Genomic DNA, 16,760 nt, shown 5'->3' on the forward strand with positions numbered 1-16,760 from the left:
GAGTCGTTGACGCTGTCAACGCCCCGGTGTGAGCCTCTCGACAGCAACGCCGAGGATATTGTGGGGGCATGCAATCCCCCCCGGGGGACACCCGGTCACGGCTGTTGCAGGCCGCAAGCGACCTTCTGGCCGATGGTGGACCCGAAGCCGTCACGTTGCGCGCCGTCGGCGCAGCGGCGGGGCTGTCGAGGGGTGCCGCCTATCGACACTTCGGAGACAAGGACGGCCTTCTCAGCGCTATCGCCGCCGAAAACCTTGAGCTGATCGGCCGACGCATGCAGCGAGGCGCCGCATCTCGAACTGGTGGACGCACCCCCTTGTGCGGAGCGTTGCTCGGTTACGTCGAAGGCGCGATGGCCCGCCCTGCCCACTACCGGCTCGTGTTCGGCGATTTCCAGATAGGCAACCCGAGCAAGGCGCTCGAAGACGCCGCCACCGCGTGCACCGAATACCTATACGAGCTCATCAGAGATGGGCAGCGAGAGGGAACGATCATCTCCGGAGACATCCGAGAGATCACGGCACTCATGTGGGCAGCTGTCCACGGCTTGGTCGACCTCACACTTGCCGGCCACCTCCGCGAACCCCGCACCATCGACGGGGCACGCACGACACCCCGCCTCGTCGAACTCGCGATCGATGCCATCGCCCCGCGCCACGACGGAGTGTCGCCAGGTACAACCTCGTTGTCGTAGGCAGGCACCGCGCTCCCGCACGGCAGAGTGCTCCACGCGCGAACTCGGCAGGAGTCGGCTGGAGTCAGGAACGGCTCGCGAGAAGAGGTCCGCATGCTGCTCCTCACCGGCGGCGGCGACCTCGTCGCCCTCACCTGAAATGCGCCGAGACACTTTTGATCCGTGAGATTGAATGTGTGATCCGGGCCGCGGTTACCCTTTGTGACGAGTTTGATTTCCCCACGGCTCGAAGACGGGTTCACTCGTGGTGATGCACCGCGCGCCTGCGCGGACACCAGGACCGAGGAGCATACGTGAGTGAGACCACCCCGACGCGCGTCGTCAACAACACCGCCCAGTTGATCGATGCCGAGGCTGCGGAGGCGAGGCGAGCATCAGGGGCCGTCTTCCTCGACGTTCGCCGGCCGCGCGCTGATCGCCCGCAGGGCGATATAGAGGGTGCGATCAAGGTCGACAAGGCCACCGCTGACGAGCTCATCGACCCCGGCTCCGCCTCGCGCATCGACGCGCTCGCAGCCGGTGCCGACACCGAGATCGTCGTCTTCTGCAACAGCGAGTTCGGCTCCGACCCCGTCGTGGAAAAGCTCAACGGCTACGGCTACACGAACGTCAGGCATGTGCGCGGCGGCTTCGTCGCGTGGACCGAGACAGGTCTGCCGGTCGTCGGCACTGACGTCGCCGACGGCGGCGAATCCGTGTGCGACAAGCGATGACGCGTCGCCGCATCCACCTCGCCCTGTCGATCGGGCGTCCCGCCGGCTCGCTCTGGCGACGACCCGGCAGTCGCATCGAGGAGGCGTTCTCGCTGCCGCTGCTCGCGGAGGTGGCGCAGGCGGCCGAACGGGCGAAGTTCGACACGCTGTTTCGCGCCGACAACACCCGGCTGGACCCCTCACGCCTGCGCACGTCGGGTCCTCCGCACTTCCTCGAGCCGATCGTCGTGCTCTCAGCCCTCGCAGGGCTGACCAGTCGCATCGGGTTGATCTCGACGATCTCCACGACGTTCAGCGCGCCGTACAACCTGGCTCGGCAAGTGGCGACCCTCGATCATCTCAGCGGCGGCCGTGCCGGGTGGAACGTCGTCACCTCGATGGTCGGCGAAGAGAACTTCGGCGACCAGCCGCTGCCGCCCAAGAGCGAGCGGTATGCCCGCGCCGAGGAGTTCCTGCGGGTGGCCGAGGCGTTGTGGACCAGCTGGGATGCCGACGCGCTGGTGCTCGACCGTGAGAGCGGGGTGTTCGCCGACGACGCCAAAGTGCGTCCGATCGACCACGCGGGCACCTATTACACCGTGGCAGGGCCGCTCAACATTCATCGTCCGCCCCAGACGCGGCCGGTCGTGGTGCAGGCGGGGCGCAGCGAGGAGGGCATCGGTTTCGCCGCCCGTCATGCCGATGTCGTGTTCGCGGCGGCGACCGATCCCACCGGCGCACAGGAGTACTACCGTGAGCTGAAAGCGCGGGCGGCCCTGGCTGGTCGGGACCCCGAAAAGATCAAGGTGCTCCTGGGGATCAATCTCACTCTGGGACGAACAGACCACGACGCCCGCGCGCTCGACGCCGAGGCCGTCGGGGCGGTCGATCTCGACAAGGCGATCGAGTACCTGCAGACCGTGCAGAACCCGCTCATTGCGCTGCGCGAGCTGCCCCTCGACGAGCCGATACCCGTGGCTCTGCTCGACGCCGCGGCGGCCTCGGGCAACGAGGTCTACGACCGGGGCGTGGCGTGGCTGCGTCACAACGCGCGTCTGACGGTGCGTGAGCTGGCCGTCAAGCATCGCCGGGCGAGCATGCATCTCGCATTCACCGGCACGGTGGATGCCGCGGCCGACCATCTCGCCGAGCTGTTCGAGTCGCGCGCCGCAGACGGATTCGTGCTGTCGCCGACGCACCTTCCCGAAGGCCTCGAGCTGGTCACCCAGGGCATCGCGGACGAACTGCGTGCCCGGGGCCTGTTCCGCGAGGAGTACGAGGGCGAGACGCTGCGCGAGAATCTCGGCGTGCAGCTCTACTGAGTGCTCACCGGCTCACGCTGCTGGCGGGCTTGCACGCCCGCCAGCAGCGCGCGGGCCGCGGCATCCTGTTCCCGGAATACGGGCGCGTCGGTGCCCGGCGCCGGCGCCTGGAGAGAGTGCAGACGCGCTTCCAGGCTGAGCAGGCCGGTCACCACGAGGTCGGGGGTCACCGCACCCTCGCAACTGATCGCGGCGCCGGTCGCCGGGTCGGTGTCGACCGAAGACGTGGGTTCGGTCGACCCGTCACCGCGCCGGCGATGGAACGGACGGATCACGCCGGCCGCCGCGAGCCTGCGGGCCAGCGGGTCCGCTCCGATGCCGGGGTCGGCCACTCGTGCGTCCAGCACATGGCGCACTGCGATCTCGGAGCCGGCCACGCGCTCTGACGTCGCGATGAAGCCGTCGTGGAACGGGCGCAGCTTCGGGTCGGGGCCGAGCAAGCGCACGACGCCGGCGTCGACGAGCGCGAGCAGCTCGCGGATGCGCACGAGCGGCGGGCCGTTCGTCACCGCGAAGGCGAGCGACAGGTAGCGGGCATGCGCTGCGGCACCTTCGACGCCGAGTCCGTCGAACTCGAACAGCGGCACCAGCAGTCGCCGCGCCGCACCATACACATGCGCGGCGACCTTGGCCGCGCTGCGGTCGGCGAGCTCGGTCTGAACGATGTCGTCGTGCAGCCGTTGCCGGATCCAGCTTCGATAGTCCTCCGGGCAGGTCCAGGTGCCGGTCCCTCGGCCGGCCTCGGCCTCGATGGAGAACACGTACCCATCCCGGTGTGCGACAGTCGCGAACTCGGTCCACTCGAGGCCGAACGGATCCAGCAGGGCGATGGCATGCTCGATCTGCGTCAGCGGCAGACGCAGGGCCGACGGCTCGTGGGTGGCGAGCGTGCGATAGAAGGCGAGCGAGGTGTCGCGCCGGACGGCGGCGATCAGCCGGGTCTTCCGCTCCGCCGGCGAGCCGCGTTCGGCGATCGCACGACGCAGGAACGGATGCTGCGCCACCGTGGTCAGCGACGCTCGGGCGCGGTACGGCACGCCCGTTCGCGACGTGGCGATGATGACGGGTTCGGCGCCCGATGGCTCATAGACCAGACGCCCGTCCGTCCGCTCGCGGAAGCGGCCGCCGCGGCCGTGGGTGAGCAACGTGACAGAGTCGAAGAAGCCGAGGCCGAGACCGCGCAGGAGCACCGTTTCTCGCGGGCCGATCCGGTCGTGGTCGAGGTCGATGGCGCTGTCGGGCCCGAGGCCGGAGGCATCGCCCTCGGGCCAGCCCGTGCACAGCGCGACGAGATCGGCAGCCAGGGCCTGGCCACCGAGTTCGACCAGCCACCCGGCGCCATCGCGTCGCAGGTCGGCGGCGCGTTCGCGGCGATGCTCGATCGTCAGCCGATGAGGCGCACGGGCGACGACCTCGCGCCACGCCCAGGCGAGATAGTGCCCGTGCAGGGCGCGAGGCATGAAGCGATCCGCAGCGAGGTTGCGTACCGCGCTCGCGAGCGCGGCGTCTGCGCGCAGGGCCGCAGCCAGCCGCTCCCCGACGGCCGGCACCTCGACCGGTGTGACGGTCTGGCCCGTCGACGCACCGTCGAGCCACGCCCGCACGAGTTCGAGCCATTGGAGGAACGACGGGCCGTGCGAGCGCGGACCGTCGCACGACACCGCTTCCCCGACCCACACCGTCGACGACGAGGCGGGGGTGTTCATGAGCAGGCTCGACGGCTGCTCGACGCGCCAGATGCGCCCTGCGCCGGGATCGAAGGGATCGACCACGACGATGCGCAGCGGTGAGGTCGTGGCATCCGCCCGCGCGTGCGCGACGAGTCTCTCCACCAGCGACAGCCCGCGCAAGCCGCCTCCGATGACGACGACGACCGGCGCGGTCACGGCACCAGCGCTCCGGCTGCAGGCAGCCCGTAGCGCGCCCGCAGCGTGGACGCGCCGAGTCCGGGCGCACGCAGGCCCCGCCGGACGAGTTCCGGCACGAGCAGCTCGGCGATTGCTTCCACCCCGCCCTGGAGCACCTCGGGGCCGAGGTTGACACCATCGAGCGCTTCTGACTCGAACCAGTCCTGGATCACATCGGCCACATCCGCCGCCGTGCCGACCAGGCGATTTTCGCTGCCGAGTCCGCCGCCCAGCTGTCGCAGCAGCTCGCCCACCGTGGCGGGCCGGTTCCGATCCACGAACGCTCTCAGCGAGGCGAGGTGCGATCTGTATCCCTCGACGTCGTCGGGGTGGGGGAGGGCGGGCAGTGGGGCGTCCAACGGCGCACCGCGCAGATCGTAGGTGGTGAACAGCGCCAGCTGCCCGAAGACGAGCTCGGGATCGCCGGTGAGGGCGAGCTGCTCGTCGAGCTCGATCGCCTGGGCCCGGGTCGCCGCGACGATGACCCGGAAGCCGACGAACAGGCGCACGTCGTCGGCGCGACGCCCGGCGGCCTCGGCGCGCGCTCGCAGATCGAGGCGGAACGCCCGAGCATCATCGGGCTGATCGGCCAGCGCATAGATCGTGTCGGCGTGAGCGGCGGCGAGCGACCGGCCGCTCTCGGACGAACCGGCCTGCACGATCACGGGCCATCCCTGCGGAGGCCGGGGCGAGTTCAGTGGGCCCGCCACCGTGAAGAATCTGCCGTCGTGGTCGATCGCCCGCACCCGATCGGCGTCGACGAATCGTCCGCTGGCCGGGTCGACGATGAGAGCGTCTTCGCCCCAGCTCTCCCACAGCGCCTTGACGACGCGCAGGAACTCGTCGGCGCGTTCGTAGCGGAGGTCGTGGGCGGGCAGGCTGTCGGATCCGAAGTTGGCGGCGGCCGCCGGGATTGCGGTGGTGACGACGTTCCACCCGAATCGGCCGTTGCTCAGATGGTCGAGCGAGGCTGTCTGACGGGCGACGGTGAACGGGTCGCTGAAGGTCGTCGAGATCGTCGAGATGAGGCCTATGCGCTCGGTCCGCGCCGCGAGGGCTGCGAGCAGGGTGAGCGGTTCGAACACGGGTGCCACGGCGCGGCCGTCTCTTGCGAAGGTGAGCTTGTCGGCGAAGAAGAGCGCGTCGATGCCTGCCGCCTCGGCCACGTGGGCGACGCGGACGAACTCCTCGAGCGTGTTGATGGCCGACCGGTCGACGTTCGGCAGCCGCCACGCGCCGGGATTCATCCCGGCAGGTTTGACGTTGAGATTGAGTCCGAGCTGCGGGGTGCGTGTCATCGTCGTCGCCTTGTCGCATCGATCAGCTCGGGCGCGGTGTAGCCCGAGTCCGCGTGGTTGAGCACCGTCCCGGGCGGCACGATGGCGTCGATCGCGTCCAGCACGTCGCTGCCCAGTCGCACACCGTCCGCGGCGAGTGCGCTGTCGAGGTGGGGGATCGAGCGCGGCCCGGTGAGCACCGTGGTCACCGCGCGGTGCGACAGCACGAAGCCGAGGGCGAGCTGGATGAGAGTGAGATCGGATGCCGCGGCCAGCCGTGAAAGCTCGCGCACGACGCGTCGCTTCTCGGCGTTCGCCGGCAGCTCGGGATCGTAGCGAGCGGGGATCCGCCGGTGCCGATCGCTGGGCGTGGTCGCGCGGCCGTCCGGGGTGCGGCCCGACAGCCATCCGCCCGCCAGCGGGCTCCAGACCAGGACGCCGATGCCGTACTTCTCGGCTGTCGGCAGCACGTCGCGCTCGATGCCGCGCGTGAGGATCGAGTATGGAGACTGCTCCGTGACGGGCCTGCCGCGACCGCGTCGCTGTGCCGACCACTGCGCCTCGACGAGGTGGTGCGCGGGGAAGCAGCTCGTGCCGTATGAGACGATCTTGCCGGCCGCGACGAGGTCTTCGAGCGCGCCGAGCGTCTCGTCGATGTCGGTGTCGGGCTCCGGCTTGTGCACCTGGTAGAGGTCGATGCGGTCGGTCTGGAGTCGGCGCAGACTGTCTTCGACGGCGGTGCGGATCCACCGGCGCGAGTTGCCCTGCCGGTTGATGTCGGCGCCCATCCGGCCGTGGAACTTGGTCGCCAGCACGACGTCGTCGCGCAACCGCCCGGCGAGAGCCGTGCCGACGATGACCTCCGACTCGCCCGCCGAGTACAGGTCGGCCGTGTCGATGAGATTGATGCCGGAGTCCACAGCGCGGTGCACGATCGCGATCCCGGTGCCGTGATCTGCTTCGCCCCACGGCCCGAGGTTCATCGATCCCAGTGCGATTCGGCTCACCTGAACGCCCGTGCGGGCCAGCTGTGCGTACTGCGTCACGGTGACTCCCTTCCCGGCCGTCGCGGAATCGGCACCGGCTCTGGCACATCCTGGCCGCATATGCGCACTTTGATCCGTACGTGATCACATAAAACGCAACATTGATTCACTCGGCGTCACTTTGGCGCCCCGGGGCCGTCACGCCGCTAGCGTCACCAGACATGACCGCAGTAGCCGAAAGCGCCACCGTCTCCGCCCCCGCCTGGCGACGACCGGGGCCGGGCCTGATCGTCGTGATCGGCCTGATCGTGTCGGTGGTCCTCGTCGTCGGCTCGATCGCGATCGGCACGGCAGGGGTCGGACCGGCGGATGTGATCCGCACGATCGCCATCCGCTTGTTCGCACAGCCCGTCCCCTCCGACTACGAGGCGACCGTGACGATCATCGGCGACCTGCGTCTGCCGCGTGCGCTGCTCGCCTTCATCGCCGGCGCCGCGCTGTCGATGGCCGGCACGGTGATGCAGGGCCTGCTGCGCAACCCGCTGGTCAGTCCCTACACGCTCGGCATCTCGCCCGCCGCCGCCTTCGGCGCCGCCCTGGCGATCCTCGTCACCCGCGGAACGATGGGGCAGACCAACGATCTGGTCACGATCCTCAGCGCTCTGGGGATGGGTCTGGCGGTCTCGTTCCTGGTGCTTGCGCTCGCGTCGTTTCGCCGCATGACCGCGACCATGCTGATTCTGCTGGGCATCGCACTGAGTCAGCTGTTCGAGGCGCTGACCTCGACGCTGCAGTACGTGGTCGACGAAGACACGCTCTCGCAGATCGTGCGCTGGACGTTCGGCTCGGTGAACAGCGCGACCTGGTCGCAGGTCGGCATCCTGGCCGTGCTCGTCGCCCTCGCGGTGCCGTACCTGTCGCTGAACGCCAAGTCGCTGAACGCCATCGCGTACGCGGGCGACGATGTGGCCACGAGCCTCGGCGTGAACGTTCCGCGCACCCGCACCCTGCTCATCGTGGCTTCGGTGCTGCTGACCGCGGTCGTCGTGTCGTTCACGGGCATCATCGGCTTCGTCGGTCTCGTCGGCCCGCACATCGCGCGCATCGTGATCGGCGCCGACCATCGCCATCTCTTGCCGTTCAGCGCCATCACCGGCGGCGTGCTGCTCGTGGTCGCCGACACGCTCGGACGCACCGTCCTCTCACCGGCGGTCGTGCCCGTGGGCATCGTCGTGGCCATCATCGGCGCCCCGATCTTCATCCAACTGGTCTTCTCCCGACGAACGGCGGCATTGTGAGCATCAGACAGCCAGGGACCCTCGAACTGACGGCGGTGACCGCGTCCTACCGCGGCCGAGGCACCGTCCTTCATGGGATAGACCTCGCGCTGAAGGCCGGCGAGTTCGCGGGCCTGCTCGGGCCGAACGGCTCAGGCAAGTCCACTCTCATCAAGGTGCTCGCGCGCATCAACCGGCGCGACGGCGGTGCCATCCGCTTCCACGGCGACGACATCGCCGCCCTGAGCTCCCGCGACTACGCGCGCGTCGTGGCCTACGTTCCGCAGTCGGCCCCGCAGCCGGCGATGCTGTCGGTGCGGGAATCGGTGCTGCTCGGCCGCACCCCGCACTACGGCATCCGGCCGTCGGCCGCCGACTGGGCCGCCGTCGACGAGGCCATCGAAGGCCTGGGCCTCACCGACCTTGCCCGCCGCACCGTGGCAGACCTCAGCGGCGGCCAGGCCCAGCGCGTCCTCATCGCCCGCGCCATCGCGCAGGACCCCCAGATCCTGCTCCTCGACGAGCCGACCAGCGCCCTCGACCTGCGATATCAGGTCGAGACGCTGCGGCTGGTGCGCCGCGTGACCGAGCAGCGCGGACTGGTCTCGCTGATCGCGATCCACGATCTCAACCTCGCATCGCGCTTCTGCACGAAGATCGTGCTCCTTCAGGACGGGCACATCCGCGGCGTCGGCACCCCGCACGAGATCTACGACGAAGAGACCCTCGGCTCTGTGTACGGACTGCCGGTGCTCGTGAAGGCGCACGCCGAGTTCATCGAGGTGCAGCCCGCAGTCTGAGTCCCGCCCGCCCCGTCCCGTCCCTGCGACCATCCCGCGAATCACCTCGCCAAGGAGCACTCATGTCACGTATCCGTCCCGTCGCGACGGCAGCGACACTCGTCGCCGCGCTCGCCCTCTCGCTCACTGCCTGCTCATCCGCGCCGAGCGCGGCGCCGCCCGAGGATGCCGCGGCCGCGGCATCCGGCCCTCTGGTGGTCACTGACGACCAGGGTCGCAAGGTCACCCTCGAAGACGGTCCCGCCGACCGGGCGGTCGTCGTCGGCAGCTTCAATGTCGACCTCGTGCTCGCGCTCGGCGCGAAGGACGAGATCGTCGGCGTCGACCAGCGCACGATCGACGATCTCAACTTCGCAGGCTTCGACGACTCGCTGTCTGTCGGCGCCAACGGCAACGAGCTGAACTACGAAGCGATCATCGCCAAGAATCCCGACGTCGTGTTCATCTACCGCAACCAAGGCTGGGAGGCAGCGGCCCAACAGCTCGAGCCGCTGGGCATCCCCGTGGTCGTGCTGAGCACGTGGGTGTTCTCCGAGTGGAACGCGAGCGTCGAGCTGGCCGCGACCGTCCTCGGCCGCGAAGACGAGGCCGCGAAGGTGGCGGCGTTCTCGGATGAGATCGCCACTCTGCTCGACCGCTCGAAGGGCGGCGAGGCCAGCGCCTACTACGAGACCTCCGACGGCGCGACGTCGGGAATCGAAGGCGGGAAGTCGCTGGCCATCAAGGCGGCGAACATCCGCAACATCTTCGGCCAGTCGCCGGGCAACACGATCGACGCCGACCCGGTCGCGATCCTCAACGAGGACCCCGACATCATCGTGGTGGAAACGTCCAACGCCTACGGCGGCACCAGCGAGAGCGACTTCCAGGTCAAGGCGGATGAGCTCCTCGCGCGCGCCGGCTGGAACGACCTCACGGCCGTGAAGAACGAAGATCTGCACCTCTACAACGCGTGGGCGTTCGATCTGGCAGGCAATCAGATCACCCCGCTGTTCTACGCGAAGTGGGCCTACCCCGACCTCTACGAGGACATCGACCCGCTCGACTACGTGACGAAGTGGGCCAATGAGTTCGTCGGCGCCGACGACTTCGATCCGGCCGATGGGTACGTTTACAGGGTGCAGCCCTGAGGCGCGCGCGGCGGGCGCGAGCGAGTGCGCCCGCCGCGGCATCCCACTGCGTCCGAGCTGGTCTGCACGACGAGAGGGGTCCTGATGAGTGATGGCCGCCTGACGTTGAACGACGAGGCAACGGATGCCGCGACATCCACACCCGCAAACGTGCGCTGGCTCGTCGACCTGCTGGTGAGCGCCGACTCCGCAGTCGAGTTCGCCGACGGCATGCACGACGCGATCGCCATCGGCCGCCTCGCGCCCGGAACGCGGCTGCCGACGATCCGGGCACTCTCGGCGGAATCCGGCCTCACCTTCCGCGCGATCAGCGAGATCTGGGTCGTGCTGCGCGAGCGGGGTCTGGTCCAGACGCGACGCCGGGGCGGAACGGTCGTCGCAGCGCTGCCGGGCACGAGCGCGCCGGCCGGGACGGACCACGCGGCATCAGGCCACATCGATCTGTCCGAGTCGAGCGCCGACGTCACGCTGTTGCCACCGCTCGATGAGGGGGTGTCTGCGGGGCTGCGCGCGCCCGATCTGCACTCCAGCGTCCGCGACTACGTCATCGACGATCTGCGCCGCGCGGCCCTTCCCGGCTGGCCGTTCCCGGTGGAGTCGGTCACGTCGGGCGGCAGCGGCGCAGAAGCGGCGCTGCTCGCTGTCGAGGCGGTGACCCCCATCGGCGGCACGGTCGCGATCGACGTGCCCGCCAACCCTGGCTTTCTCGGGTACCTGCGCCGCATCGGCCTCATCCCCTATGAGGTGCCCTCCGACGGCCGCGGGCCCGACCCCGCCTCGCTTCGCCGCGCGCTCGAGGCCGGCGCTTCCAGCTATCTGTTCCAGGCGGCCGGCCCATGGGCTCTGGACCCGCTGCCCGATGCGACCCGACTCGGCGAGTTGGCGGCTGTGCTGCAGGATCACCCCGACGTGTTCGTCGTGGAGGACGACCCCGTCGGGCCGCTCGCCGACGAGCCCGCGCCGACCCTGGGACCGCTCGTCCCTGGCCGCGTGGTGAGGGTGCGGTCGTTCTGTCGCGCGTACGGCGTCGATCTGCGCACCTCGATCACCGGCGGCCCCGGAGAGGTCATCGAACGGCTGCGAGCGCTGCGCGCGCACGGCCTGGCCGTGAACAGCCGCATCCTGCAGGGCGCGCTCGCCCACCTGCTAGAGAGCCCTCGCACAGCCGTCGTGGTCCACGCTGCCCGCGATCGCTATCGCACCCGCAAAGCAGGTCTGGCCGCTGCGCTCCAGGACCTGGGAGTACCGGCCGCCTCGGGCCCCAACGGGCAGTTCCTCTGGATCCCCACCTCGCGCGAGGCCGACACCTTGATCGACCTCGCCGCCGCCGGGGTGACAGCGGGCGCCGGCAGCCGCAGCTTCGTCGACACGCAGAGCACGGGCTTCGTGCGCCTCGCGACGATGAGAGCCCCCGACGATCCCCTCGCGCAGGGGCGCATCGCCGGACTCGTCGCCGACGCACTGCACAGTCGCCTGGGCGACAGGTTCGCCTGACCGGACAGTCGCGCGTCGGGGGTGCGCCTACAGCTCTGCCAGTCGGGGAACCACCTGGGCGGCGAGCTTCTCGACCCACTCGAGCTGACGGTTCGGGCGCACGCCGAGCACGACGAGATCGACGCCGAGCGCTGAAAGACGCTCCATCGCCGGGAGGTAGTCCGGGGCATCCGGGTCGAGGGCTCCGCCCATGACCTGCTTCTGGATCGCGTCGTAGTCGGTGCCGACGTCATCGCAGTGGCGACGGAGCACGCCGAGAAGGTGCGCGACCTCGTCGGGATCGATCGCGGTGAGGTTCACGATCTGGGCGTACTGCGCGGCAAGACGCAGCGTCTTGCGCTCGCCCTTTCCGCCGATCATGATCGGCGGGTGCGGCTGCGCCACCGCGCGCGGACTGTTGATCGTCTCGGCGAGCCGGTAGTGGCGCCCCTCGAAGGGTCCTTCGTCGTCGCTCCACATCTGCGCGATGATCCGGAGCGTCTCTTCGAGCCGCTCGAAGCGCTCCGCGATCGGCGGGTACGGCACCCCGAGGGCGGCGTGCTCGCGCTCGTACCAGGCGGCTCCGATGCCCAGCACGCAGCGCCCCTCGCTCAGCACGTCGAGCGTGGTGGCGGTCTTGGCGAGCAGTCCCGGATGCCGGTACGTCACCCCCGTCACGAGGGGCCCGATGCGCAGCCTTGAGGTGTGCGCGGCGACGAAGCCGAGCGTGGTGAACGCCTCGAGCATGGGCTGGCGGGGATCGCCCATCGCCTCCATCTGGAACCAGTGGTCCATGACGGTGAACTGGTCGAAGCCGCCTTGCTCGGCCGCGCGGGCGACCGCGACGAGATCGGGGGCGATGGCGGGCGACCCGCCGGGCGTCGTGTAGTTCCAGTAGTGGATTCCTGTGCGCATGCCCACAGGCTAGGCCCGCGGAGGAGGCCGGGGGCCGCCGTCGGCCGATCGGTGCGGCCGTTCGGCTCAGCCGATGAGTTCGGGAAGCAGACCGACGCCCATGCCGTAGTTGATGCGCACGACCGGCAGGGCGAGCTTGTCGGTGCCGATATGGACGTAGCCGCCCTCGATCGTGCGCCCGAGCTCGAACCCGGCCATCCGCATGCCCTCCTTGGTGGTCTCGTTATAGTGCCCGAACGGGTACGCGACGACCTCTTTCGCGCCGAGGATGCTCGCCGAGGTCTCGAGATCGGCGGCGATCTGTTCGGCCGACCAGTTCACCATGAGGCCCTGGCCGTTCGCGCCGGACTCGTGCATCTCGTGCGTGTGTGAACGCTGAAGGACGTACTTCGAGGGGGTCGGCTCGGATCGCCACACCGTGATCACGAACGAGGTCGTCAGCAGCCGGTACTTGTCGACGACGGGGACCGCCAGCTCGAGCCACGTGTGGTCGGCGTCGTCGTCGGTGATGATGACCGAATGGTCGGGCAGGAACAGGCGCCCGTCGATGAACGCCGCCAGCTCATCCCAGGTCGGCAGGTAGAAGCCGCTCTCGGCGATGTAGGCCATGTGCGCGTCGAAGTCGCCGATGTAGGCGTAATTGCCGCGCAGCCAGCCGCTCTCGCCGTCGGGGTTGGTCGTGAACTGGTGGTACATCATGATCGGGATCTGCGCGTTCTCGGCGGCGTTGTCGTCCGGCGACATCCACGCGCCGTAGAGGGTGATCTGCCGATCGGCGCACGCGACCTCGCGCGACCCGTTGACCCGGCCGGCGATCGCGTGCGCCGCGGCGTCGGCGGGCGAGCCGTACCAGCCGGCGAACACCTCGCCTTCGCGGTCGGGGATCGGCAGGGCGGCGTACATCGCGCCCTGGACCTGAAGCTGCGGGGCGAGGTCGATCCCGTCGCCCTCGAACGAGACGGCGCACGCGGCCGGATCGGCCGAGCCGGCGAGCAGGGCCTCGGCGGCCGTCAGGGCAGTGGGCGTCGGCGTCGGGGTGTCGACGGGGTCCGGCGCCGGGGACCGCGACGCGGACGCGTTCGGCAGGTCGGCTCCGGAGCCGTGCATGAGCGCGAACCCGACGGTGACCCCGACTCCCACGATGACGACGACCACCGCGGCTGCGGCGGCGATGCGACGATTCCTGCGCAGGCGCGGCGACGGGTTCATCGTGACCTCTCGGTTCGGCCCTCTCGCAGGCACAGTCCCGTGAGATCAAAGCGATATTACAGTGTGCAATCAGGCGTTCTTCGCCACGCGACCAGAGCGATGCCGAGCCGCGAATCCTGGAAGGATGCCGCGGCCGTGCCGCGGAATGCCGCGCCGCGTTCAGGCCGGCGTCGGCTGGCGGTCGTGCTCGCCGGCACGCAGGCGCGCGGCGGCGAGCCCTTCGGCGGCCTCGAGCGGTGTCACGCCGCGCGCAGCGGCGTCGCTGAACACCGTGCGGAGGGTGTCGCCGATGCCCGCGACGCGGTCCATGATCTCGGCGCGCGTGCCGAGCCGCTTCGCGACGAGGTCGAGGTAGATGACACCGCCCGCATTGACGACGAAGTCGGGGGCGTACAGGATGCCGCGCTCGGCGAGCCGGTCGGCTCCCGACCGCGCCGCGAGCGGGTTGTTGGCCGGGCCGCACACCGCCTTCGCGTCCAGCGCGTCGATGACGTCGGCGGTGAGGAGGCCGCCGATCCCCGCCGGGACGAAGACGTCCGCAGGCACGAGGTGCTCCCCGCCGGGCTCGACCCACGCGGCGCCGAGGTCGGCGGCGAGGCTGCGTTTGGCGGGGTTCACGTCGGTGACGGTGAGCGCGGCCCCCGCGGCGGACAGGCGCACGGCCAGGCGGCTGCCCACCTGGCCGAGCCCCGAGATCGTGATGCGGCGTCCGTCGACCTCAGGGGATCCTGTCACCCGTTCGAGCGTCGCACGGAGCGACTCGTAGACGCCGGCGCTGGTGGGCCCGGCGGGCTCGCCGGAGCCGCCGACGGCGTCGGGGAGCCCCACGACGTGCTCGGTGCGCTCGCTGACGACGAGCATGTCGTCGGTCGTCGAGCCGACGTCTTCCGCCGTGCGGTACAGGCCGTGGAACGAGGCGACCAGATCGCCGAGGTCGAGGAATGCGGCGCGGCGCCGCTCGGCGTCGAGGCCGGTGCCCGGAGGCAGCGCGATGACGGCCTTGCCGCCGCCGGCGTCGAGCCCTGCGGTCGCGTTCTTCAGCGTCATCGCCGCAGACAGCCGCAGCACGTCGCCGAGCCCGTCGCTCCAGTGCTCATACGTCCACATGCGCGCACCGCCCAGGGCGGGGCCGAGCACCGACGAGTGCAGCGCGACGGCGAGCAGCAGGCCGCTGCGGTGCCCGGTGATCACCTCCACGCGCTCGTGGGCGAAGTCGGGCAGGGGCAGGGTGTGCGACATCGCTGTTCTCCTTCGGCGGGCCTTGTGGGCCGTGCGCTGCGGATGCCGCCGCGTTGCGGCATCCGTCTCTCATTGCACCACCGGCCTTCGGATTGTTCAACCGAGCACGCGGGGCGTGAGCAGATCGCGCACCCTCGACCGCCCGAGTCGTGCGGATGCGTGGCAGGATGCCCGATCGGGCGAGACGGTCAGCCGGCGAGCTCGTGCAGGAGGAACGCCGAGAGAAACCCGATCGTCGCCCACAGGCCCGTGAGCACGTGCTGGTCCTCGAACGCTTCGGGGATCATCGTGTTGCACACCATCGCCAGCAGCGCCCCCGCGGCGATCGTCGTGATGAGCGCCGTGAGCTCGGGCGGCGCCGTCTGCAGCGCGAGGTAGCCCACGACCGCGGCCACCACCGACACGAGCGCGATCGCGATCCACAGCAGGGCGATCGTGCGCCCTTCGAGCCGCTGCGCTTGAGCGCCGCCGTCGAGCCGAGCCCTTCGGGGATGTTGCTGATCGCGACCGCCGCGACGATCGGGATGCTGATGCCGCCCTGCAGCACCGACAGCCCCATCACGATCGACTCGGGAATGCCGTCCAGCAGCGCCCCGATCGCGATCGCCAGGCCCGAGCCGCCCGCGAGGGCCGCGCTCGCGCGCCGTGCCACGATGCTCGCGCCGCCGCTGCGCACCGCCGGATGCGCCGGCCCGGGCGATCCCGGACCGCGCGGCGGGCGCGACACCAGCCAGTCCGCCACGATGTAGAGGATCGCGCCGGAGAGGAATCCGACCGTCGTCGGGATGAGCCCGCCGTCGTCGGCGGCCTCCTCGACGAGTTCGAACGCGAGGGTCGAGATGAGCACCCCCGCGCCGATCGCCATGATCGCCGCGACCACCCGCTGCGGGATGTCGACCAGCCACGCCGCCGCCGCGCCGACGAGCAGGGCCCCGCCCCCCAGCGCGCCGCTCAGCGCCGCGAGCCACACACCACCCATGGCGTCACCCTAGCGGCGTGCGGGCGGTGTGCGGGGCGGCCCTACGCTGGTGCGATGGCGGACCATTACACCCACGGTCATCACGAGTCGGTGCTGCGCTCGCACGAGTGGCGCACGATCGAGAACTCGGCCGCGTACCTTCTTGCGCACCTGCGCCCGGGCATGTCGCTGCTCGACGTCGGGGCAGGCCCCGGCACGATCACGGTCGAGTTCGCCGAGCGGCTCTCTCCCGGACGCGTGCGCGGGGTGGATGCCGCCGCCGACGTCGTCGCCAAGGCCGCCGCCCTCGCCCAGCGCCGCGGGGTGCCCAACGTCGAGTTCGCCGTCGACGACGCGTACGCGCTCGACGCCGCCGACGGCGCGTTCGACGTCGTTCACGCCCACCAGGTGCTGCAGCACCTCGCCCGGCCGGTCGACGCGCTGCGCGAGTTCGGCCGGGTCGCCGGCCCCGACGGTCTCGTCGCGGTGCGCGAGGTGGACTACGAGGGGGTGCACTGGTATCCGCTGCTGCCGGCGCTCGCCGACTGGCTCGACCTGTACCTCACCGTCCACCGCGGTGTCACGGGCGAGCCTGCGGCCGGCCGGCGCCTCAAGGCCTGGGCGCGCGAAGCGGGGTTCACGCGCGTGGCGTCATCGGCCTCGGTGTGGCTGTTCGAGACGCCCGAGGACCGCGCGTGGTGGGGCGACGCGTGGGCCGCCCGCGCGCTGCATTCGTCGTTCGCCGAGCATGCCGTCGCCCTCGGCGCGGCCGACACCGCGCGCCTCGAGCGCATCGCGGAGGGCTGGCGGGAGTGGGCGGCGTCGCCGGACGGCTGGCTCGTGATGCCGCACGGCGAGGTGCTCGCGCGCCTCTAGGCTG

At 70.4% G+C, this 16,760-nt stretch carries 14 protein-coding genes and 1 pseudogene; 8 read left to right on the plus strand and 7 right to left on the minus strand.

Annotated features, from left to right (window positions below):
• Positions 1-68 precede the first annotated feature (68 nt).
• The 3 genes from AB1K54_RS02790 to AB1K54_RS02800 all read left to right on the plus strand — a co-directional run bounded on the left by AB1K54_RS02790 (position 69) and on the right by AB1K54_RS02800 (position 2,709).
• Positions 69-695: a TetR/AcrR family transcriptional regulator gene (locus AB1K54_RS02790; protein ID WP_371201185.1), complete on the plus strand. Its 627-nt coding sequence runs from the start codon at positions 69-71 to the stop codon at positions 693-695.
• Positions 696-988: 293 nt separating this feature from the next.
• Entirely contained in the window at positions 989-1,408 is a 420-nt protein-coding gene (locus AB1K54_RS02795; RefSeq protein WP_371201186.1) for a rhodanese-like domain-containing protein, read from the plus strand.
• Positions 1,405-2,709, plus strand: a complete 1,305-nt coding sequence (locus tag AB1K54_RS02800; protein ID WP_371201187.1) for an NtaA/DmoA family FMN-dependent monooxygenase — start codon at positions 1,405-1,407, stop codon at positions 2,707-2,709. The genes AB1K54_RS02795 and AB1K54_RS02800 overlap by 4 nt, the downstream gene beginning before the upstream one ends.
• Here the strand turns inward: AB1K54_RS02800 and AB1K54_RS02805 are convergent.
• Genes AB1K54_RS02805 through AB1K54_RS02815 form a run of 3 tightly spaced genes read right to left on the minus strand, consistent with a single transcriptional unit; the run spans position 2,703 to position 6,939 of the window.
• Complete coding sequence (locus tag AB1K54_RS02805) at positions 2,703-4,595, minus strand: FAD/NAD(P)-binding protein (RefSeq protein WP_371201188.1); 1,893 nt, start codon at positions 4,593-4,595, stop codon at positions 2,703-2,705. The genes AB1K54_RS02800 and AB1K54_RS02805 overlap by 7 nt on opposite strands.
• Positions 4,592-5,914, minus strand: a complete 1,323-nt coding sequence (locus AB1K54_RS02810; RefSeq protein WP_371201189.1) for an NtaA/DmoA family FMN-dependent monooxygenase — start codon at positions 5,912-5,914, stop codon at positions 4,592-4,594. The genes AB1K54_RS02805 and AB1K54_RS02810 overlap by 4 nt, the downstream gene beginning before the upstream one ends.
• Positions 5,911-6,939, minus strand: coding sequence for an aldo/keto reductase (locus AB1K54_RS02815; RefSeq protein WP_371201190.1), 1,029 nt, complete (start codon positions 6,937-6,939; stop codon positions 5,911-5,913). Before AB1K54_RS02815 ends, AB1K54_RS02810 begins: the two co-directional genes overlap by 4 nt.
• A gap of 161 nt (positions 6,940-7,100) precedes the next feature.
• Here AB1K54_RS02815 and AB1K54_RS02820 point away from each other — a divergent pair, with 161 nt between their 5' ends.
• From AB1K54_RS02820 to AB1K54_RS02835, 4 genes are all read left to right on the plus strand, one after another.
• Entirely contained in the window at positions 7,101-8,177 is a 1,077-nt protein-coding gene (locus AB1K54_RS02820; RefSeq protein ID WP_371201191.1) for a FecCD family ABC transporter permease, read from the plus strand.
• Complete coding sequence (locus tag AB1K54_RS02825) at positions 8,174-8,956, plus strand: ABC transporter ATP-binding protein (protein ID WP_371201192.1); 783 nt, start codon at positions 8,174-8,176, stop codon at positions 8,954-8,956. Before AB1K54_RS02820 ends, AB1K54_RS02825 begins: the two co-directional genes overlap by 4 nt.
• A gap of 62 nt (positions 8,957-9,018) precedes the next feature.
• Positions 9,019-10,086 (plus strand): ABC transporter substrate-binding protein, encoded by a 1,068-nt coding sequence (locus AB1K54_RS02830; RefSeq protein ID WP_371201193.1) that lies wholly within the window; start codon positions 9,019-9,021, stop codon positions 10,084-10,086.
• An 84-nt stretch (positions 10,087-10,170) separates the two neighbouring features.
• Positions 10,171-11,580, plus strand: coding sequence for an aminotransferase class I/II-fold pyridoxal phosphate-dependent enzyme (locus tag AB1K54_RS02835; protein WP_371201194.1), 1,410 nt, complete (start codon positions 10,171-10,173; stop codon positions 11,578-11,580).
• Between the two features lie 27 nt (positions 11,581-11,607).
• On the opposite strand, the gene AB1K54_RS02840 is transcribed toward AB1K54_RS02835, so the two are convergent.
• The 4 genes and pseudogenes from AB1K54_RS02840 to AB1K54_RS02855 form a co-directional block, all read right to left on the minus strand.
• Positions 11,608-12,474, minus strand: a complete 867-nt coding sequence (locus tag AB1K54_RS02840) for an LLM class F420-dependent oxidoreductase (protein ID WP_371201195.1) — start codon at positions 12,472-12,474, stop codon at positions 11,608-11,610.
• Between the two features lie 66 nt (positions 12,475-12,540).
• The gene (locus AB1K54_RS02845) at positions 12,541-13,683 is read right to left on the minus strand and encodes a polysaccharide deacetylase family protein (protein ID WP_371201196.1); all 1,143 of its coding nucleotides are present in this window, start codon (positions 13,681-13,683) and stop codon (positions 12,541-12,543) included.
• A gap of 159 nt (positions 13,684-13,842) precedes the next feature.
• Positions 13,843-14,922: a Glu/Leu/Phe/Val dehydrogenase dimerization domain-containing protein gene (locus AB1K54_RS02850; RefSeq protein ID WP_371201197.1), complete on the minus strand. Its 1,080-nt coding sequence runs from the start codon at positions 14,920-14,922 to the stop codon at positions 13,843-13,845.
• A gap of 188 nt (positions 14,923-15,110) precedes the next feature.
• A pseudogene (locus tag AB1K54_RS02855) lies at positions 15,111-15,901 on the minus strand (ZIP family metal transporter).
• Positions 15,902-15,955: 54 nt separating this feature from the next.
• Between AB1K54_RS02855 and AB1K54_RS02860 the strand changes: the two are divergent.
• Positions 15,956-16,756: a methyltransferase domain-containing protein gene (locus tag AB1K54_RS02860; RefSeq protein WP_371201198.1), complete on the plus strand. Its 801-nt coding sequence runs from the start codon at positions 15,956-15,958 to the stop codon at positions 16,754-16,756.
• Positions 16,757-16,760 lie beyond the last annotated feature (4 nt).

It is taken from the genome of Microbacterium sp. BWT-B31, assembly GCF_041379855.1.
GTDB lineage: Bacteria > Actinomycetota > Actinomycetes > Actinomycetales > Microbacteriaceae > Microbacterium.